At 72.1% G+C, this 15,545-nt stretch carries 11 protein-coding genes; 7 read left to right on the top strand and 4 right to left on the bottom strand.

Annotated elements, in window-relative coordinates; all coding sequences use genetic code 11:
• The first annotated feature begins 267 nt into the window (after positions 1 to 267).
• The 3 genes from ACFYZA_RS10625 to ACFYZA_RS10615 all read left to right on the top strand — a co-directional run bounded on the left by ACFYZA_RS10625 (position 268) and on the right by ACFYZA_RS10615 (position 3,940).
• On the top strand, positions 268 to 1,872 hold the full coding sequence (locus ACFYZA_RS10625) for a glycoside hydrolase family 13 protein (RefSeq protein ID WP_388489193.1): 1,605 nt from the start codon (positions 268 to 270) through the stop codon (positions 1,870 to 1,872).
• A gap of 25 nt (positions 1,873 to 1,897) precedes the next feature.
• On the top strand, positions 1,898 to 2,926 hold the full coding sequence (locus tag ACFYZA_RS10620) for a LacI family DNA-binding transcriptional regulator (RefSeq protein WP_167153659.1): 1,029 nt from the start codon (positions 1,898 to 1,900) through the stop codon (positions 2,924 to 2,926).
• Positions 2,927 to 3,028: 102 nt separating this feature from the next.
• The gene (locus tag ACFYZA_RS10615; protein ID WP_382600005.1) at positions 3,029 to 3,940 is read left to right on the top strand and encodes a phosphatase PAP2 family protein; all 912 of its coding nucleotides are present in this window, start codon (positions 3,029 to 3,031) and stop codon (positions 3,938 to 3,940) included.
• A 177-nt stretch (positions 3,941 to 4,117) separates the two neighbouring features.
• Here ACFYZA_RS10615 and ACFYZA_RS10610 read toward each other — a convergent pair whose 3' ends face one another.
• A complete protein-coding gene (locus ACFYZA_RS10610) occupies positions 4,118 to 7,111 on the bottom strand; it encodes a bifunctional [glutamine synthetase] adenylyltransferase/[glutamine synthetase]-adenylyl-L-tyrosine phosphorylase (RefSeq protein WP_388489189.1) in 2,994 nt (997 codons plus the stop codon).
• Between the two features lie 833 nt (positions 7,112 to 7,944).
• Between ACFYZA_RS10610 and ACFYZA_RS10605 the strand changes: the two genes are divergently transcribed.
• Entirely contained in the window at positions 7,945 to 10,041 is a 2,097-nt protein-coding gene (locus ACFYZA_RS10605) for a PIG-L family deacetylase (RefSeq protein ID WP_388489186.1), read from the top strand.
• Between the two features lie 79 nt (positions 10,042 to 10,120).
• Here ACFYZA_RS10605 and ACFYZA_RS10600 read toward each other — a convergent pair whose 3' ends face one another.
• The gene (locus ACFYZA_RS10600) at positions 10,121 to 11,227 is read right to left on the bottom strand and encodes an acyltransferase family protein (RefSeq protein WP_388489184.1); all 1,107 of its coding nucleotides are present in this window, start codon (positions 11,225 to 11,227) and stop codon (positions 10,121 to 10,123) included.
• A gap of 196 nt (positions 11,228 to 11,423) precedes the next feature.
• On the opposite strand from ACFYZA_RS10600, the gene ACFYZA_RS10595 reads away from it, so the two are divergent.
• From ACFYZA_RS10595 to ACFYZA_RS10585, 3 genes are read left to right on the top strand one after another with little or no spacing between them, the layout of a single operon-like run.
• A complete protein-coding gene (locus ACFYZA_RS10595) occupies positions 11,424 to 12,311 on the top strand; it encodes an alkaline phosphatase family protein (protein ID WP_382600014.1) in 888 nt (295 codons plus the stop codon).
• A gap of 1 nt (position 12,312) precedes the next feature.
• Positions 12,313 to 13,581: an MFS transporter gene (locus ACFYZA_RS10590; RefSeq protein ID WP_388489181.1), complete on the top strand. Its 1,269-nt coding sequence runs from the start codon at positions 12,313 to 12,315 to the stop codon at positions 13,579 to 13,581.
• Positions 13,578 to 14,603 carry a TolB family protein gene (locus tag ACFYZA_RS10585; protein WP_388489178.1) on the top strand — a complete coding sequence of 342 codons (1,026 nt, stop codon included), beginning with the start codon at positions 13,578 to 13,580 and terminating at the stop codon, positions 14,601 to 14,603. The genes ACFYZA_RS10590 and ACFYZA_RS10585 overlap by 4 nt, the downstream gene beginning before the upstream one ends.
• A 71-nt stretch (positions 14,604 to 14,674) precedes the next feature.
• Here ACFYZA_RS10585 and ACFYZA_RS10580 read toward each other — a convergent pair whose 3' ends face one another.
• Together ACFYZA_RS10580 and ACFYZA_RS10575 are read right to left on the bottom strand one after the other, a co-directional pair.
• Positions 14,675 to 15,034: a 5-carboxymethyl-2-hydroxymuconate Delta-isomerase gene (locus ACFYZA_RS10580; RefSeq protein WP_388489175.1), complete on the bottom strand. Its 360-nt coding sequence runs from the start codon at positions 15,032 to 15,034 to the stop codon at positions 14,675 to 14,677.
• Positions 14,964 to 15,536 carry an ABATE domain-containing protein gene (locus ACFYZA_RS10575; protein WP_388489439.1) on the bottom strand — a complete coding sequence of 191 codons (573 nt, stop codon included), beginning with the start codon at positions 15,534 to 15,536 and terminating at the stop codon, positions 14,964 to 14,966. The genes ACFYZA_RS10580 and ACFYZA_RS10575 overlap by 71 nt, the downstream gene beginning before the upstream one ends.
• Positions 15,537 to 15,545: the final 9 nt, after the last annotated feature.

Raw genomic sequence — 15,545 nt, 5'->3', positions numbered from 1 at the left:
GCCGTTCCATCACGGCGCCGGATCGCCAGGAACGTAACAAGGATGAAAGGCGACCGAAAGACCTTGCGAAGAATTTCTGCAAGGGCGGTCGATCGTTATATCAGCGTGTCCGCACGGTTGCCGTTGTGCGCCTTGTCAAAGCCGGTATTCCTGGTCCACCCGCACCCGCGGCAGGACTGCAAGGGTTCCGCAAGGTCTTGCAAGGCTGTTACTTTCGGGGGCCATCGGCGTTGATCCCGTGACCGCTGGATTCTCGAGAGGGCCCCCATGACGCAGGAGCTGACGACGACCGCCGTCACCCAGGAGCCCGCCGGGCCCCGGACCGGCTGGTGGCGCGACGCGGTGATCTACCAGGTGTACGTGCGCTCCTTCGCGGACGGCGACGGCGACGGCATCGGCGACCTGCCCGGCATCACGGCCCGGCTGCCGTACGTGAGGGAACTGGGCGCGGACGCGGTCTGGCTCACCCCCTTCTACGCCTCCCCGCAGGCCGACGGCGGCTACGACGTGGCCGACTACCGGACGGTGGACCCGCTCTTCGGCTCTCTCTCCGACGCCGACGACCTGGTGCGCGAGGCCCACCGCCTGGGCCTGCGCGTCATCGTCGACGTCGTCCCCAACCACACCTCGGACCAGCACCCCTGGTTCCGCGCGGCGCTGGCCGGCGGCCCCGAGCGCGCGCGCTACCACTTCCGTCCCGGCAAGGGCGCGGACGGTCAACTCCCGCCCAACGACTGGGAGTCGGTGTTCGGCGGGCCCGCCTGGACGAGAGCCGGCGACGGCGACTGGTACCTGCACCTGTTCGCCCCCGAGCAGCCCGACCTGAACTGGGACCACCCGGCGGTGCACGCCGAGTTCGAGTCCGTGCTCCGCTTCTGGCTGGACCTCGGCGTGGACGGCTTCCGCATCGACGTGGCCCACGGCATGGTCAAGGCGCCGGGCCTGCCGGACATCGGCGCCAGCGAGCAGGCCAAGCTCATCGGCAGCCAGGTGCTCCCCTTCTTCGACCAGGACGGCGTCCACGAGATCCACCGCGCCTGGCGGACCCTGCTCGACTCCTACCCGGGCGAGCGCATCGCGGTCGCCGAGGCCTGGGCCCCCTCGTCCGAGCGCCTGGCCCTGTACGTACGCCCCGACGAGCTGCACCAGGCCTTCAACTTCCAGTTCCTCACCTGTGGTTGGGACGCCGAGCTGATGCGCGCGACCGTCGACGCCTCGCTCGCCGCGACGGGCGCGGTCGGCGCCCCCACCACCTGGGTGCTCTCCAACCACGACGTCGTACGCCATGTCACCCGCTACGGCGGCGGCGCCCAGGGCCTGCGCCGGGCCCGCGCCGCGATCCTCCTCACCCTGGCGCTGCCCGGCTCCGCCTACCTCTACCAGGGCGAGGAGCTGGGCCTGCCCGAGGTCACCGAGCTGCCCGACGAGCTGCGCCAGGACCCCGCCTTCCACCGCGCGGCGGGCCAGGACGGCTTCCGCGACGGCTGCCGCGTCCCGATCCCGTGGAGCGCGGAAGGGCCCAGCCACGGGTTCGGCGAATCGGCCGCCTGGCTGCCGCAGCCCGACGCGTGGCGCGGGCTCAGCGTCGCCTCCCAGTCGGGCGACCCGCACTCGACCCTCGAGCTCTACCGGGCGGCCCTCGCCCTGCGCCGCGAGCTGCCGGGCCTCGGCGACGGCACGATGAGCTGGCTGCCCGCGCCCGCCGGGGTGCTCGCCTTCGCCCGGCCGGGCTTCGTCTGCACCGTGAACACCACGGCCCACGAGGTCCAACTCCCGCTCGCGGGAAGGCCGGTGCTCACCAGCGCGGCCGTGGAGTTCGGTGCGAAAAGCGCCCTGCTCCCGGCCGAGTCCGCCGTCTGGTGGGCAATCTGACGTGCGACCGGTACAGTCCAATCCCGTGACCGCACGGCTCGCCGACATCGCAGCCCAGGCGGGGGTCAGCGAAGCCACAGTCAGCCGCGTGCTCAACGGCAAGCCCGGTGTGGCCGCGGGCACCCGCGAATCCGTTCTGGCCGCACTCGACGTGCTGGGCTACGAGCGGCCCGTACGACTGCGCCGGCGCAGCGCGGGGCTCGTCGGCCTGATAACGCCGGAGCTGGAGAACCCGATCTTCCCCGCCCTCGCCCAGGTCATCGGCCAGTCGCTGACCCGGCAGGGATACACCCCGGTGCTCGCGACGCAGACTCCGGGCGGCTCCACCGAGGACGAGCTCACCGAGATGCTGGTGGACCGGGGCGTCTCCGGGATCATCTTCGTCTCGGGGCTGCACGCGGACACCACCGCCGACATGGAGCGCTACGAGCAGCTGCGCGCCCAGGGCGTCCCGTACGTCCTGGTGGACGGCTTCTCGCCGAAGGTGCAGGCGCCCTTCATCTCCCCCGACGACCGGGCCGCGATGCGGCTCGCGGTCACCCACCTCGCGGCGCTCGGCCACACCCGGATCGGCCTCGCGGTCGGACCCAAGCGCTTCGTGCCGGTGCTGCGCAAGATCGAGGGCTTCACGGCCGGGATGCAGGACCGGCTCGGCCTGACGACCGCCGAGGCGGAGTCACTGATCCAGCACTCCCTGTACACGCTCGAAGGCGGCCAGGCCGCGGCCTCCGCGCTCATCGCGCAGGGCTGCACGGCGGTGGTGTGCGCCAGCGACATGATGGCGCTCGGCGCGATCAGGGCCGCGCGCCAGGCGGGTCTCGATGTGCCCCGTGATGTCTCTGTGGTGGGCTTCGACGACTCTCCGCTGATAGCGTTCACCGACCCACCGCTGACCACCATCCGCAAGCCGGTGACGGCGATGGGGCAGGCGGCGGTCCGCGCCCTGCTCGAAGAGGTCGGGGGCACCCCCGCGCCGCACAGCGAGTTCGTCTTCATGCCCGAGCTGGTCGTGCGCGGTTCGACCTCCGGCGCGAGACCCCGAAGCCGGCCCTGACGCACGCCGGGAAACCTCGTCCTTTGGGAGTAGCAGGTGCGGAGCGAACCCGACCGGAGGATGATCGGCGGGGGGTATGTGCATCTGGCAGACTCTCTTCCTATGGGTGAAATGACCGTGAAGACTCTGGAAGGCCGGACGGCCGCTCCACCGCATGAGCCGTCGGCCTCACCCTCAAGCAACGAACCGGGACGAAGCGGATTTTCCGCCCGGCTGCGTGCTGTGCGCCTGCCGCGCCGCCCGCGCATCTGGTTCGAAGTGCTTCTGATCGCGGTGAGTTACTGGGTGTACTCACTGATCCGCAACGCGGTGCCCGAGCAGAAGGCGAAGGCGCTCAAGAACGCGGACTGGATCTGGAGCGTCGAGCACCACCTCGGCATCGCCGTGGAGCAGTCGGTCAACCATGCCGTGAATTCGGTGACATGGCTCATCGTCGGCATGAACTACTACTACGCGACACTGCACTTCATCATCACCATCGGTGTCCTGGTGTGGCTGTTCCGCTACCACCCCGGCCGCTACGCGGCGTCACGCCTCGTACTCTTCGCGACCACGGGCGTGGCCCTGCTCGGCTACTACTTCTTCCCGCTCGCCCCGCCCCGCCTGATGAACGGCGGGGGCTTCATCGACACCGTCCTGGTGCACCACACCTGGGGCTCGATGGCGTCGGGCGACCTGAAGAACATGTCGAACCAGTACGCGGCGATGCCGTCCATGCACATCGGGTGGTCGACCTGGTGCGGCCTGACGATCTTCGCGCTCGCCTCCGCGCCCTGGGCGAAGATCCTGGGCCTGCTCTACCCGACGGCCACCCTGATCGTGATCGTATCCACGGCGAACCACTTCTGGCTGGACGCGGTGGGCGGCCTGCTCTGCCTGACCTTCGGCTTCCTGGCCTCCCGCGCCTGGTACGGCAGCTTCCCCCACCAGCTCCCGAAGCTGGTCCCCGCCTCCACGCCGAGGCGCTGGGGATCACGTCCAGCCGGTCCGGCGCTTGAGGACAAGCGCGCCTGAGGCCGCAAACGCCGGGTCACCTACAGCCCGTCCGGCGCTTGAGGACGAGCGCGCCCGAGGCCGCGAACACCGGGTCACCTACAGCCCGTCCGGCGTTTGAGGACGAGCGCCCTCAAGGCGCGAACGGGGGTCTGGGGGCAGAGCCCCCAGGAGCAGCGACCCCGACCAAGCCGCACGCTAAAGATGCGCCCCGTAAAACAGCTCTTCCACGATCCCCCGCGCCCTGCGCGTAAGGCGCCGGTAGTCATCCAGCATGTCCCCGACATGCCCCGGCTCGTACCCCAGGTACCGCCCGACCGCCGCGAGCTCCCGCCCGTCGGAGGGGAACGTGTCCCCGGCCCGCCCCCGGACCAGCATGACCCCGTTGCGCACCCGCGTAGCCAGCACCCACGCCTCGTCCAGTATCGAGGCCTCCTCCGTGCCCACGAGCCCGGCCGCGTGCGCGGCGGCCAGCGCCTGCCGGGTCCGCGTGGTGCGCAGCCCGGGCAGCTCCCAGGCGTGCCGCATCTGCAGCAGCTGGACCGTCCACTCGACGTCGGAGAGCCCGCCCCGGCCCAGCTTGGTGTGCAGGGTGGGGTCGGCGCCGCGCGGCATCCGCTCGGACTCCATGCGCGCCTTGAGGCGGCGGATCTCGCGCACCGCGTCGTCGCCGAGGCCCTCCACCGGATACCGCAGCGGGTCGATCAGCTCGATGAACCGTGACCCGAGGTCCCGGTCGCCCGCCATCACCTCGGCGCGCAGCAGTGCCTGGCTCTCCCAGACCAGCGACCAGCGCCGGTAGTAGGCCTCGTAGGACTTGAGGGTGCGCACCATCGGACCCGACTTGCCCTCCGGCCGCAGGTCGGCGTCGATGAGCAACGGCGGGTCGGCGGTGGGGAGTTGGAGCAGTCGGCGCATCTCGGTGACGACGCGGTTGGCGGCCCGCGCGGCCTCCTGCTCGTCCACGCCCTCGCGGGGTTCGTGCACGAACAGGACGTCCGCGTCCGAGCCGTAGCTCAGCTCGTGGCCGCCGAAGCGGCCCATGCCGATGACCGCGAAGCGGGTCGGAAGCAGTTCGCCCCACTCGGCCCGCACGGCGGCGCGCAGGGCGCCCGCGATGGTGGCCGCGTTCAGGTCGGTGACCGCGTTGCCGACCCGGTCCACCAGGGCGCCCGGGTCCTCCTCGGCGGGGCTTTCCTCGGTGCCGTAGGAGCCGATCAGGTCGCCCGCGGTGGTCCGGAACAGTTCGCGCCGACGTACCCCGCGCGCCGCTGCCACGGCTCCCTCGGCGGTCTCGGCGCGGCCCACGGCGGCCAGCACCTCCTGCTCCAGGTGGTCCTGGCCGCGCGGCGCGAGCCCGTCCGGGTCGCCCAGGATGGCGACCGCCTCGGGGGCGCGGAGCAGCAGGTCGGGGGCGAGCCGGCCGGCCGAGAGGACCCGGGCCAGGTTCTCGGCGGCGGCGCCCTCGTCGCGCAGCAGCCGCAGGTACCAGGGGGTCTTGCCGAGCGCGTCGGAGACCCTGCGGAAGCCGAGCAGGCCGGCGTCCGGGTCGGCCGAGTCCGCGAACCAGCCGAGCAGCACGGGCAGCAGGGTGCGCTGGATGGCGGCCTTGCGGCTCACGCCCGAGGACAGCGCCTCCAGGTGACGCAGGGCGGCCGCCGGGTCGGCGTAGCCGAGCGCTTCGAGGCGGTGCGCGGCGGCGCGGGCGCTGAGCCGGGTCTCGCCGGGCGCGAGCTGGGCGACCGCGTCGAGGAGCGGCCGGTAGAACAGCTTCTCGTGCAGCCGGCGCACGACGGAGGCGTGCCGCTTCCACTCCTTGTTGAGGCTGACCACGGGCTCGGTGCGCAGGCCGAGCGAGCGGCCGAGCCGGCGCAGATCGGCCTCGTCCTCCGGCACGAGGTGGGTGCGGCGCAGCCGGTAGAGCTGTATGCGGTGCTCCATGGCGCGCAGGAACCGGTACGCCTCGTCCATCTGGGCCGCGTCCGCGCGGCCGACGTATCCGCCGGCCGCGAGCGCCGCGAGCGCGTCCAGGGTGGAGCCGCTGTGCAGGGTGGCGTCGCTGCGCCCGTGCACCAACTGCAGGAGCTGGACGGCGAATTCGACGTCGCGCAGACCGCCGGGCCCGAGCTTGAGCTCGCGCTCGACCTGGGCGGCGGGGATGTTGTCGACGACCCTGCGGCGCATCTTCTGCACGTCGGCGACGAAGTTGTCGCGTTCGGCCGCCTGCCAGACCAGGGGTGAGACGGCCTCGACGTAGTCCCGGCCGAGCACGGGGTCGCCGGCCACCGGGCGGGCCTTGAGCAGGGCCTGGAACTCCCAGGTCTTGGCCCAGCGCTGGTAGTAGGCGAGGTGGCTGGAGAGCGTGCGCACCAGCGGGCCGTTGCGGCCCTCGGGGCGCAGGTTCGCGTCGACGGGCCAGATCACGCCCTCGACGGTGGTCTCCGAGCAGATCCGCATGAGGTGGGCGGCCAGCCGGCCCGCGGCCTGCATGGCCTTGCCCTCGTCGAAGCCTTCGGCGGGCTCGGCCACGAAGATCACGTCCACGTCGGAGACGTAGTTGAGTTCATGGCCCCCGCACTTGCCCATCGCGATCACCGCGAGCCGGCACTGCGCGGCATCGGCCGGGGCCGCGGTGCTCGCGATGGCGAGGGCGGCGCGCAGGGTCGCGGTCGCGAGGTCGGCGAGTTCGGCGGCGGTCTCGGCCACATCGGTCGTGCCGCACACGTCGCGGGCCGCTATGGCCAGCAGGCAGCGGCGGTAGGCGACCCGCAGGGACACGGGGTCGGTGGCCTCGGCCAGGCCCCGCTCGAACTCGGCGACCCCGGGGTGCAGGTCCGCCGCCTCGTAGGTGACCAGGGCGTGCCAGTCGCGCGGGTGGCGGGCGAGGTGGTCGCCGAGGGCCTCGGAGGCGCCGAGCACCCCGAGCAGCCGGTCGCGCAGGGGCTTCGCGGTGACCAGGGTGTCCAGGAGGGCGCGGCGCTCGTCGTCGTCCGTCGCCTCCACGACGCGGACGAGCCCGAGCAGGGCGAGATCGGGGTCGGCGGTCGCGCCGAGCGCGTCCAGGAGCACCGGGTCGGACCGTACGGACGCCAGCTCGGGGCTCTCCAGGAGCCGCTCGGCGGCCGAGGGATCGGTGAAGCCATGCCGCAGCAGCCGTGTGAAGGTACTGCTCCTGCGCCCCGGCACGGTCATCTGGCCGCCTCCCACATGTACGTACACCCGCACGCCCGGCCGGGGGTTCCCGGAACCGGCCCACCCGATCAAGACCCGGCTTCCGAGCCTAGGGCCTGTCCGGCGGATCTTGTCTGGGATGCGGGGGTCTGGCACGCCCATCTGCGGCGTTGTCGTCAATCGGCGACGCTCCGCGTCGCCTCAATCCTCCGCCTTGCAGCTGAACGCACCAGACCCCCGCTCACCAGCACCGTAAAGCCGAAGCCCGCCGACGGCGACCAGATCCGCCGGACAGACCCTAGCCGCAGTGGGGCCGCCGGGCCCCGGTGAGGCTGCCGGGGAGGGCTACCGGGGACGGCCGGAACGCGGCGGGCGGGGGCCCGCCCGGGCGGGGGCCTCCGGCGGGCCGTGGCGGGGCGGAGGGGCATCGGGGGCGGGGCCGGAGGTCCTCGGGGGCGGGGCTGGGCGCCCTCGGCGGTGGGGCCGGACGTCCTCGGGGGCGGGGTGCGGCGGCCCGGGACCTTCGACCCGAAAGACACCCTGTGGCGTCTGTCTCAGCGTGACGCCACCCTCACATTCAGCAATTTCACGGACATTCCGCCCATGAACTCCCCGCCCGCCGGGCCCAGTTCGCCACCCATACGTCCGACTTGTGCCGATATAGCGGCAATTCGAGGTGATCAAGACCACATCATTTGCCGAGACGTCCAAATGAACCCGCTTATCGGCGCTTTCGTCTTTACAGCCGATCAGGTTCTGACCAGTCCTGATCGAGCACTCACGGCCGGGCTCGGCGAGGACGTGCTCACGCACTGACCGGCCGCCCAGGCCGCCCGCACCGAAAGACCACTCCCATGAAGTCCAGGCTGCCGCTGCGCTCCGCGCTGCTCTCCCGCCGTGGCGCCGTCGCCGGCGCCACGCTCGCCGCCGTCCTCGTCTCGGGCGGCGTCTTCGCCGAACTCGCCATGTCCGACACCGAGGCCACGGAGACCCCCGGCGGCCACGCCGCGGCCACCCCGGCCACGGTGTCCTCGGGCCCGGTGCGGCCCACCGGCGGCTCGGTGATGCAGATCATGGCGCACCCGGACGACGACCTGTTCTTCATGAACCCGGACACCGGCCAGTCGCTGCGCTCCGGCCGCCCCATCACCTCCGTGTACGTCACGGCGGGCGAGTCGGACGGCGTGAACTCGCCGTCGCTCAAGAAGGGGACCCCCAAGCCCCGGGCAGACCGGGCCGCGTACTCCGAGGCCCGCCAGAACGGCATACGCGGGGCCTACGCGCAGATGGCGACCGGCGACCGGGGCAGCTCGTGGACGCGCGCCTCGCTGCCGACCGCCGGCGGCGGCACCGCCGAGATCGACACGCTCGACGGCCACCCCGGGATCCACCTCGTGTGGGTGCAGCTGCACGAGGCCGAGACCGTCTCCGGCAACCAGCCGCACAGCCTGCGCGGCCTGTGGAACGGCCAGGTCGCCACCCTGACCTCGCAGCTGGCCTCGGGCACCCCGGCCCACCCCTTCGCCTACACCAAGGACCAGGTCGTCAAGACGCTGGCCGGGCTGATGGAGAAGTTCCGCCCGACCCATGTGCGCACCCTCGACCCGACCCCGGGCAAGGAGGGCAAGCTCCACAAGATCGTCGACCACCAGGACCACACCTACAGCGCCCGCTTCGCGCAGGCCGCGATGGCCCTGTACGCGAAGTCGGCGAACCACCCGAGATTCAGTGTGCAGAACTACGTCGGCTACAACACCGGCTTCCTGCCGCACACCTTCGCCAAGCCGGCCACCGACGCCAAGGCCGACATCGTCAAGACGTACGCCTGGATGGATCCGAAGGACAACTACTGCGCCAGCGCCGCCGGTTGCGGCGACCGCAAGGTCTCCAGCAACCCGCACGGCACCAACTGGGCCGAGTCGATCCGGTACAGCCGCACCAACTCCACCTCCTGGCTGCAGGCGGGCGCGGACGGCAGCCTGTGGGCGTTCGGGGTGCTCGACCAGCGCCTCGCGGTGTGGCACAGGGCGCCCGGCACGGACGCCGCGTGGGGCGAGCCCGAGCTGCTGCCCGGTGACGGCATGGATTCCGGAGTGAGCGCCACGCGTCTGCGGGACGGCCGGCTCGCGGTGTTCGGCACCCGCACCCTGTTCGGTGCGGGGCTCACCGACTACCGCCGCGAGGTCGTCGCCACGGTCCAGACGACTCCCGGCGGGCACTTCGGCGCGTGGCGCTCGCTCGGCTCGCCCGACCGCAGCGGCACCGACGGCGTCTTCGACATGTCCACCCCGACAGCGGCCGTGGACGGGTCCGGAAAGCTCTCCGTGTTCCTGCGCGGCGGTGACCTCCAGCTGCACGCCACGACCCTGGGCGCGAAGGGCGACTGGACGCCGTGGGCCGCTCTCGGCGGCACGAACCTGGTCGGGGACCCGGTCGCCACCACCGACGCCACGGGCCGCGTCCACGTCTTCTCCAGCACGCCCCGGACGATGCTGACCTGGGCCCAGCCGGCGCCGGGCGGCGCGCTGCCCGCACGCGCGTCGGACACCGGGCTGCCGCCGAACACGACGGGGCTGTCCGCCCGCCAGGACGGCGACGGGGTGCGGGTGTACTACCGCCAGGCGGACTCGGGCAACGTCCAGAGCGTGACGTTCGCCGGCACCACGCCGTCGGCGGCCACCGACCTCGGCGACACCTCCGGCTACGGCATGGTCGGCACGGCGGGCCCGCTCGTCACCGGCCGCACCGCCTCCGGTGCCCTCGCCACCCTGGAGCCGAACGCCACCGACCCGGCCTGGAAGGCGGACAGCGGCATCCTGTTCACCGGCGCCCCCTCGGCGGTACAGGACGGCAACGACGCCGTGGCCGCCGCGATCGGCCTGGACGGCCGGCTGTACTGGACGCGCACCGCCGGCGGCCCGGCCGCCCCCTGGAAGCCCGCCGCGAACTGACCGGCCGGGGCTGGGCCACAGCCGATCGGCAAGCACCCGGCCGGCGCCGAACGGCAGGAGCCGACCGGTGCCCGGTCCCTCAGCGCGCGAGCGTCTTCTCGCGCTCGGCGGCGGCCGACGGCACGGTCGCGGGTGCGGGCACCGCCTCCGCCCGGGGCACCAGCCACTTCGGGAAGCGCGGCTCCACCAGGGGGCGCAGCACCGCACGCACCGGCGGCGTCGACAGCAGCACGACCACCCCCACCACGAGGGCGCTCAGCACCAGCTCGCCCGGAACGCCCGTCTCGCGCAAGGCCCGGAAGGCGCCGTAGTACTCGGCGACCCGCAGCACGATCCCGTGCAGCAGATACGGATAGAGGGTGACGGCGCCGAGCCCGGTCAGCCACGTCCGGCGGCCCGGGACCAGGGCGAAGAACGACGCGACCAGCAGTGCGGACACCGCGAACAGGGCCAGCCTGATCAGCAGGTCCCGCAGGAGTGAAACGTGCAGCGCGGTGTAGTCGGCGTCGCTGGAGAGCCAGTCGTCGCTCGGATTCGGCGAGAGCAGACAGGCGAGCGCGAAGACGCCCACGAACACCGGCACCGCGATGAGGCGGGCCGTGCGGGTGCGCAGCCTGGCGAAGTGTTCGGGGCGCAGTCGCAGCCCCAGGACGAACCACGGCAGGAACATCAGGACCCGTGAGAGCGCGAGCTCGCCGCTGATCCGGGTCGTGCCCGCCACGAGCGAGACGACGATCGCGATGGGCAGCGGATACCGCACGGCTTTCCAGACCGGGGTGGTGAGCCGCCAGACGAAGAGGGCGATGAGGAACCAGCACAGATACGTCGGCGAGGTCGGTGTGATCACGAGTTCCGTGCCGCGCAGCCAGTGGTACACGAGGCTGTAGATGGTCTCGAAGATCAGGTACGGCACCAGTACCCCGGTGAGCAGCCGCCGGATCTGGTCGGGCCGCCCGGTGAAGCCCCGGGAGAAGTAGCCGCAGAGCAGGATGAAGGCCGGCATGTGAAAGCCGTAGACCAGGTTGTGCACGGCTCTGAGGACCGGCGTGTGCGGGGTGATCACGCCTTCCCAGGTGTGGCCGAGGGCGACCAGGGCGATCAGCAGGAACTTGGCGTTGTCGAAGAACGGCGTGCGATCGAGCGTTCGGGGGCTGCCAGGACCGGGGTGAGGGGTGGAGCTGGTCATTCGCCCCAAGGTAGGGGACGGGGCTCCGTTCCCGAGGGTGCCACCGCCTCGGGCACGGTACGTTCCCCGGGTCTTCACCCACTTCCACCTTCCCGGTTGACATGGACACCCCTAATCTCTGCGGTGCACCGCCGCCCGTGGGTGCACCGCCATCGGCGGGCGCCCCGCCCGCCTCCCCCTCATTCCGGAGGTAGCCGTGTTCGGCGAGCCCAGACCGCGCCGCACCCGCACCGCCCTCTTGTCCGCCCTGGGCCTCGCGGCCGCATCCGCCGGCCTGTGGGCCGGCCTCGGCGGCACGTCCTCGGCGCAAGCCGCGGCGAGCGTTCCCACCCCCGACCACGTGGTGGTCGTGGTCTTCGAGAACCACGCCTACGACCAGGTCATCGGCAGCTCCGGCGCCCCGTACATCAACTCGCTGAAGTCCGGCGGCGCCAGCCTGCCCGCCTCGTACGCCGAGACGCACCCGAGCCAGCCGAACTACTACGCGCTGTTCTCCGGCTCGACGCAGGGCGTCACCGACGACAGCTGTGTGACCCCCGGCTTCTCCTCCGCGCCCAACCTGGCCTCCGAGCTGATCGCGGCCGGGAAGACCTGGGCGAGCTACAACGAGACGCTGCCCAGCCAGGGCTCCACGAAGTGCACCAGCGGCAAGTACGCGCAGAAGCACAACCCGTGGTTCGGCTTCTCCAACGTGCCCACGTCCTCGGCGTACACCTTCGCCCAGTTCCCCACCGACTACACCAAGCTGCCGCAGGTCTCGTTCGTCACGCCGAACCTGTGCAGCGACATGCACGACTGCTCGGTCTCCACGGGCGACACCTGGCTGAAGAACAACCTGGGCGCGTACGCGACCTGGGCCAAGACCCACAAGAGTCTGCTCGTCGTCACCTTCGACGAGGACAACCGCCTCGCCGGCAACAGGATCCCGACGGTCCTGTACGGCCAGCAGGTGACCCCGGGCTCGTCGTCCTCGGCCACCTACAACCACTACAACCTGCTGCGCACGATCGAGGACATGTACGGCACCTCGCACGCCGGACAGGCCGCGGGCTCCACCGACATCACGGGGATCTGGGCCAACTGACGTGTACGTAGCGGACAGTCGCGGCACTCCCGCCGCCCCCGCCGACGCCGCCCGGACCGGGTCCGGGCGGCGTTCGGCGATCGCCCCCACCGTGTTCGCGCTCGGCGCGGTCAGCCTGGTCACGGACGTCTCGTCGGAGATGGTCACCGCCGTCCTGCCGCTGTACCTGGTGACCGGCCTCGGCCTGTCCCCGCTCGGCTTCGGCCTGCTCGACGGGGTGTACAACGGCTTCAGCGCGCTCGTCCGGCTCGTCGGCGGCCATCTCGCCGACCGGGGCGGCCGCCACAAGGCGGTGGCGGTGCTCGGCTACGGCCTGTCCGCGCTGTGCAAACCCCTTCTCCTGGTGGCGAGTTCACTGCCGATGATCGGGGCGGTGCTCGCCGCGGACCGCACCGGCAAGGGCCTGCGCACCGCCCCGCGCGACGCGCTGATCTCCCTCGCCTCCGCGCCCGAGGCCCGCGGCCGGGCGTTCGGGGTGCACCGCGCGATGGACACGGCGGGAGCCATGCTCGGCCCGCTCACCGCGTTCCTGATTTTGCGTCAGGCGGCCGACGGCTATGACGCGGTGTTCACGGTGAGCTTCTGCGTGGCGGCCCTCGGCGTCCTCGTCCTGCTGCTCTTCGTCCCCGCGCGCACCCCGCTCACCGCCCCACCAAAAGGCGCGCCGCGCCCCTCCCTGAAAGCGGCCCTGACCCTGCTGCGCCTGCGTCCGGTGCGTCAACTGACGCTCGCCGCGCTGCTGTTGGGCCTCGCGACGGTGAGCGACTCCTTCGTCTATCTCCTCCTCCAGCACCGGCTGGGCGTGCCCGACCGCTGGTTCGCCCTGCTCCCCCTCGGCACGGCGGCCGCCTTCCTGCTCCTGGCGGTGCCGCTGGGGCGGCTCGCCGACAAGGTGGGACGCTGGCAGGTGTTCCTCGGCGGCCACGCGGCCCTGCTCCTCGCGTACGTACTCCTCCTGACCGGCTGGCAGGGAACGGCACTGCCCTTCCTCACGCTGGCCCTGCACGGCGGGTTCTACGCGGCGACCGACGGCGTCCTGATGGCCGCGGCCGCCGGGTCGGTCCCGGCCGAACTCCGTTCCTCCGGCCTCGCGTTGATCCAGACGGGTCAGGCGCTGGCCCGCTTCGCCTGCTCGATCGCCTTCGGCGCGGCCTGGACGGCGTGGGGCGACCGCACCGCGCTCGGCACGGCGGCCGCCGTCCTGAGCGCGTGCGCGGTGGGCGCCTTCCTGCTCCGGCCCGCGAACTCCCCGAAAGAAGCCCGGCCTTGACCCTGCGCAACAAGATCCTGGTCTTCGTAGCGGCCCTGGCGGTCCTGGCCGGCGTGGCCACCGCGTCCCTGCTGCACGCCGCGAGCCGCGCGGACCGCAAGAACCAGACCCAGGCCGGCGGACCCCAAGTAAGCGCGGAGGCAGTCTCGTTGGGACCCGGGCACGAGGACAGGATCGTGTTCCGCAACATGGCGTGGGGCCCGCACCGCGACGAGCTGGTCACGGTCGCGGCGACCGACCCGGCGGGCCCGCGCACCGCGTCCGGCGTGAAGTGCCTGCGCTTCTACGCGGCTGCGGGCACCGGCATCTGTCTCCAGGCCGAGCGCGGCACGGTGACGGACACCTACCGCGCGGTGGTCCTCGACGCCGGGCTCAAGGAACGCGCCCACTACAGCCTGCCCGGCATCCCGACCCGCGCCCGGGTCTCGCCCAGCGGTCGCTGGGTGGCCTGGACGGTGTTCGTGGGCGGCGACTCGTACGCGGGCACCAACTTCTCCACCCGCACGGCGGTCCTCGACACCAGGAGCGGTCAACTCACCTCATCGCTCGAGGACTTCACCGCCACGCTGGACGGCAAGGAGCACCACGCCGCCGACACCAACTTCTGGGGCGTCACCTTCGCCGCCGACGACCGGCACTTCTACGCGACGATGGCGACGGGCGGCCACACCTACCTCGTACGGGGCGACCTCGCGGCGCGCACAGTGACAGCGCTGCACACCAACGTCGAGTGCCCATCGCTCTCCCCCGACGGCACCCGGATCGTCTACAAGAAGCGGGTACCGGGCCTGTCGGCCGACGCGCCGTGGCGGCTGTACGCCCTGGACCTGGCGACGATGCGCGAGACCGCGCTCGCGGAGCCGCGCAGCGTCGACGACCAGGCGGTCTGGCAGGACGACGGCACCGTCGCCTACGCCCTGGCCGGCGACTACGGGACCGACCTGTACACCGTCCCCGCCGACGGCACGGGAAAGCCCCGCCGCCTCCTGACGGCGGGGCTCGCCCCGGCCTACCTGGGCTGACCTGCGCGGGACACCTCCGGGCCGGCCGGCACCGGACGCTCCGGCCCACCCGGGCTGACCGGCGCGGGGTATCAGTCCTTGTGCGCCCGGTAGAAGTCCCGCTCCATCTCGCGGGTCTCGACCAGGACGTGCAGGCGCCGCCCCTCGACCCCGGTCACATGCTTGCGGGCGATCTCCAGGACCGTCTCGCTCAGCACCTCGATGGCCTTCGGGGTGCGTCCGGAGAGGATGGCGACCTGGATGAAGACGGCGTCGATGTCGTCCTCGTCCGCGCCGAAGTACGACTCCTCGATCACCCGGAACCGGGTCTTGAAGGCCTCGGTGGAGGCGTTGATCCCCGTGGGCGCGACCTCGTGGACCTCACGGGCGAAGGCCCGCCGGTCGAACGTGTCGGCGAGCCGCTCGGAGTATTCGACGGTGACGAATGGCATGGCAATTCCCTTGCGTAGTGCGCTGGTTGCTGGTTGGACGACTCGGGGGAGGCGTAGCGACGGGCGGGCCGCACCCAGTGGCCGCACTTGATAGTGCACCAGCGGCGGGCCGCGTGGGATTGCACGAACCAGTGGGTGCAGCGCAGGACGCGAACCGGCTGGCGAACGCACCAGTGCACAGGACGACCGCATCCTCGGCGAGCGGCCAGAGGGCGGCGCCGACTGGATTCGCGGGACCGAGTTCGTCGGCGCGGCTCACGGCTGATCCAGACAAAGGCGGGGCGCGGCGGCCATCACAGCGTTCAGCACGTCCAGGCGCGCCACCGGGGACGCGTCCCCCCTCCGCCCGCGCGGCACACAACTCCCGCAAGGCCTCGCGCAGCGCCCGAAGACGCCCGGCCTGACGACCGCTCAACACCGCCTGGTGCGAATGCAGTTCACTGCGTACGACCCGCGCGGCGTCGGTGTCCTCGAGGAAGGTTAGCTGGCCGTGGCTGAGCATCAACCGGGT

The sequence above is a fragment of the Streptomyces sp. NPDC001828 genome, from assembly GCF_042892175.1.
Taxonomy (GTDB): Bacteria; Actinomycetota; Actinomycetes; order Streptomycetales; family Streptomycetaceae; genus Streptomyces.
The sequence above is the reverse complement of the archived record's forward strand: the minus strand, read 5'-3'. Positions and strand labels throughout refer to the sequence as shown.

Excerpts from the sequence above, each read along its gene's own strand:
- ACFYZA_RS10625 (WP_388489193.1), top strand. The coding sequence starts at position 268 with ATGACGCAGGAGCTGACGACGACCGCCGTCACCCAGGAGCCCGCCGGG.
- ACFYZA_RS10615 (WP_382600005.1), top strand. The coding sequence starts at position 3,029 with ATGGGTGAAATGACCGTGAAGACTCTGGAAGGCCGGACGGCCGCTCCA.
- ACFYZA_RS10610 (WP_388489189.1), bottom strand. The coding sequence starts at position 7,111 with ATGACCGTGCCGGGGCGCAGGAGCAGTACCTTCACACGGCTGCTGCGG.
- ACFYZA_RS10605 (WP_388489186.1), top strand. The coding sequence starts at position 7,945 with ATGAAGTCCAGGCTGCCGCTGCGCTCCGCGCTGCTCTCCCGCCGTGGC.
- ACFYZA_RS10600 (WP_388489184.1), bottom strand. The coding sequence starts at position 11,227 with ATGACCAGCTCCACCCCTCACCCCGGTCCTGGCAGCCCCCGAACGCTC.
- ACFYZA_RS10580 (WP_388489175.1), bottom strand. The coding sequence starts at position 15,034 with ATGCCATTCGTCACCGTCGAATACTCCGAGCGGCTCGCCGACACGTTC.
- ACFYZA_RS10575 (WP_388489439.1), bottom strand. The coding sequence starts at position 15,536 with ATGCTCAGCCACGGCCAGCTAACCTTCCTCGAGGACACCGACGCCGCG.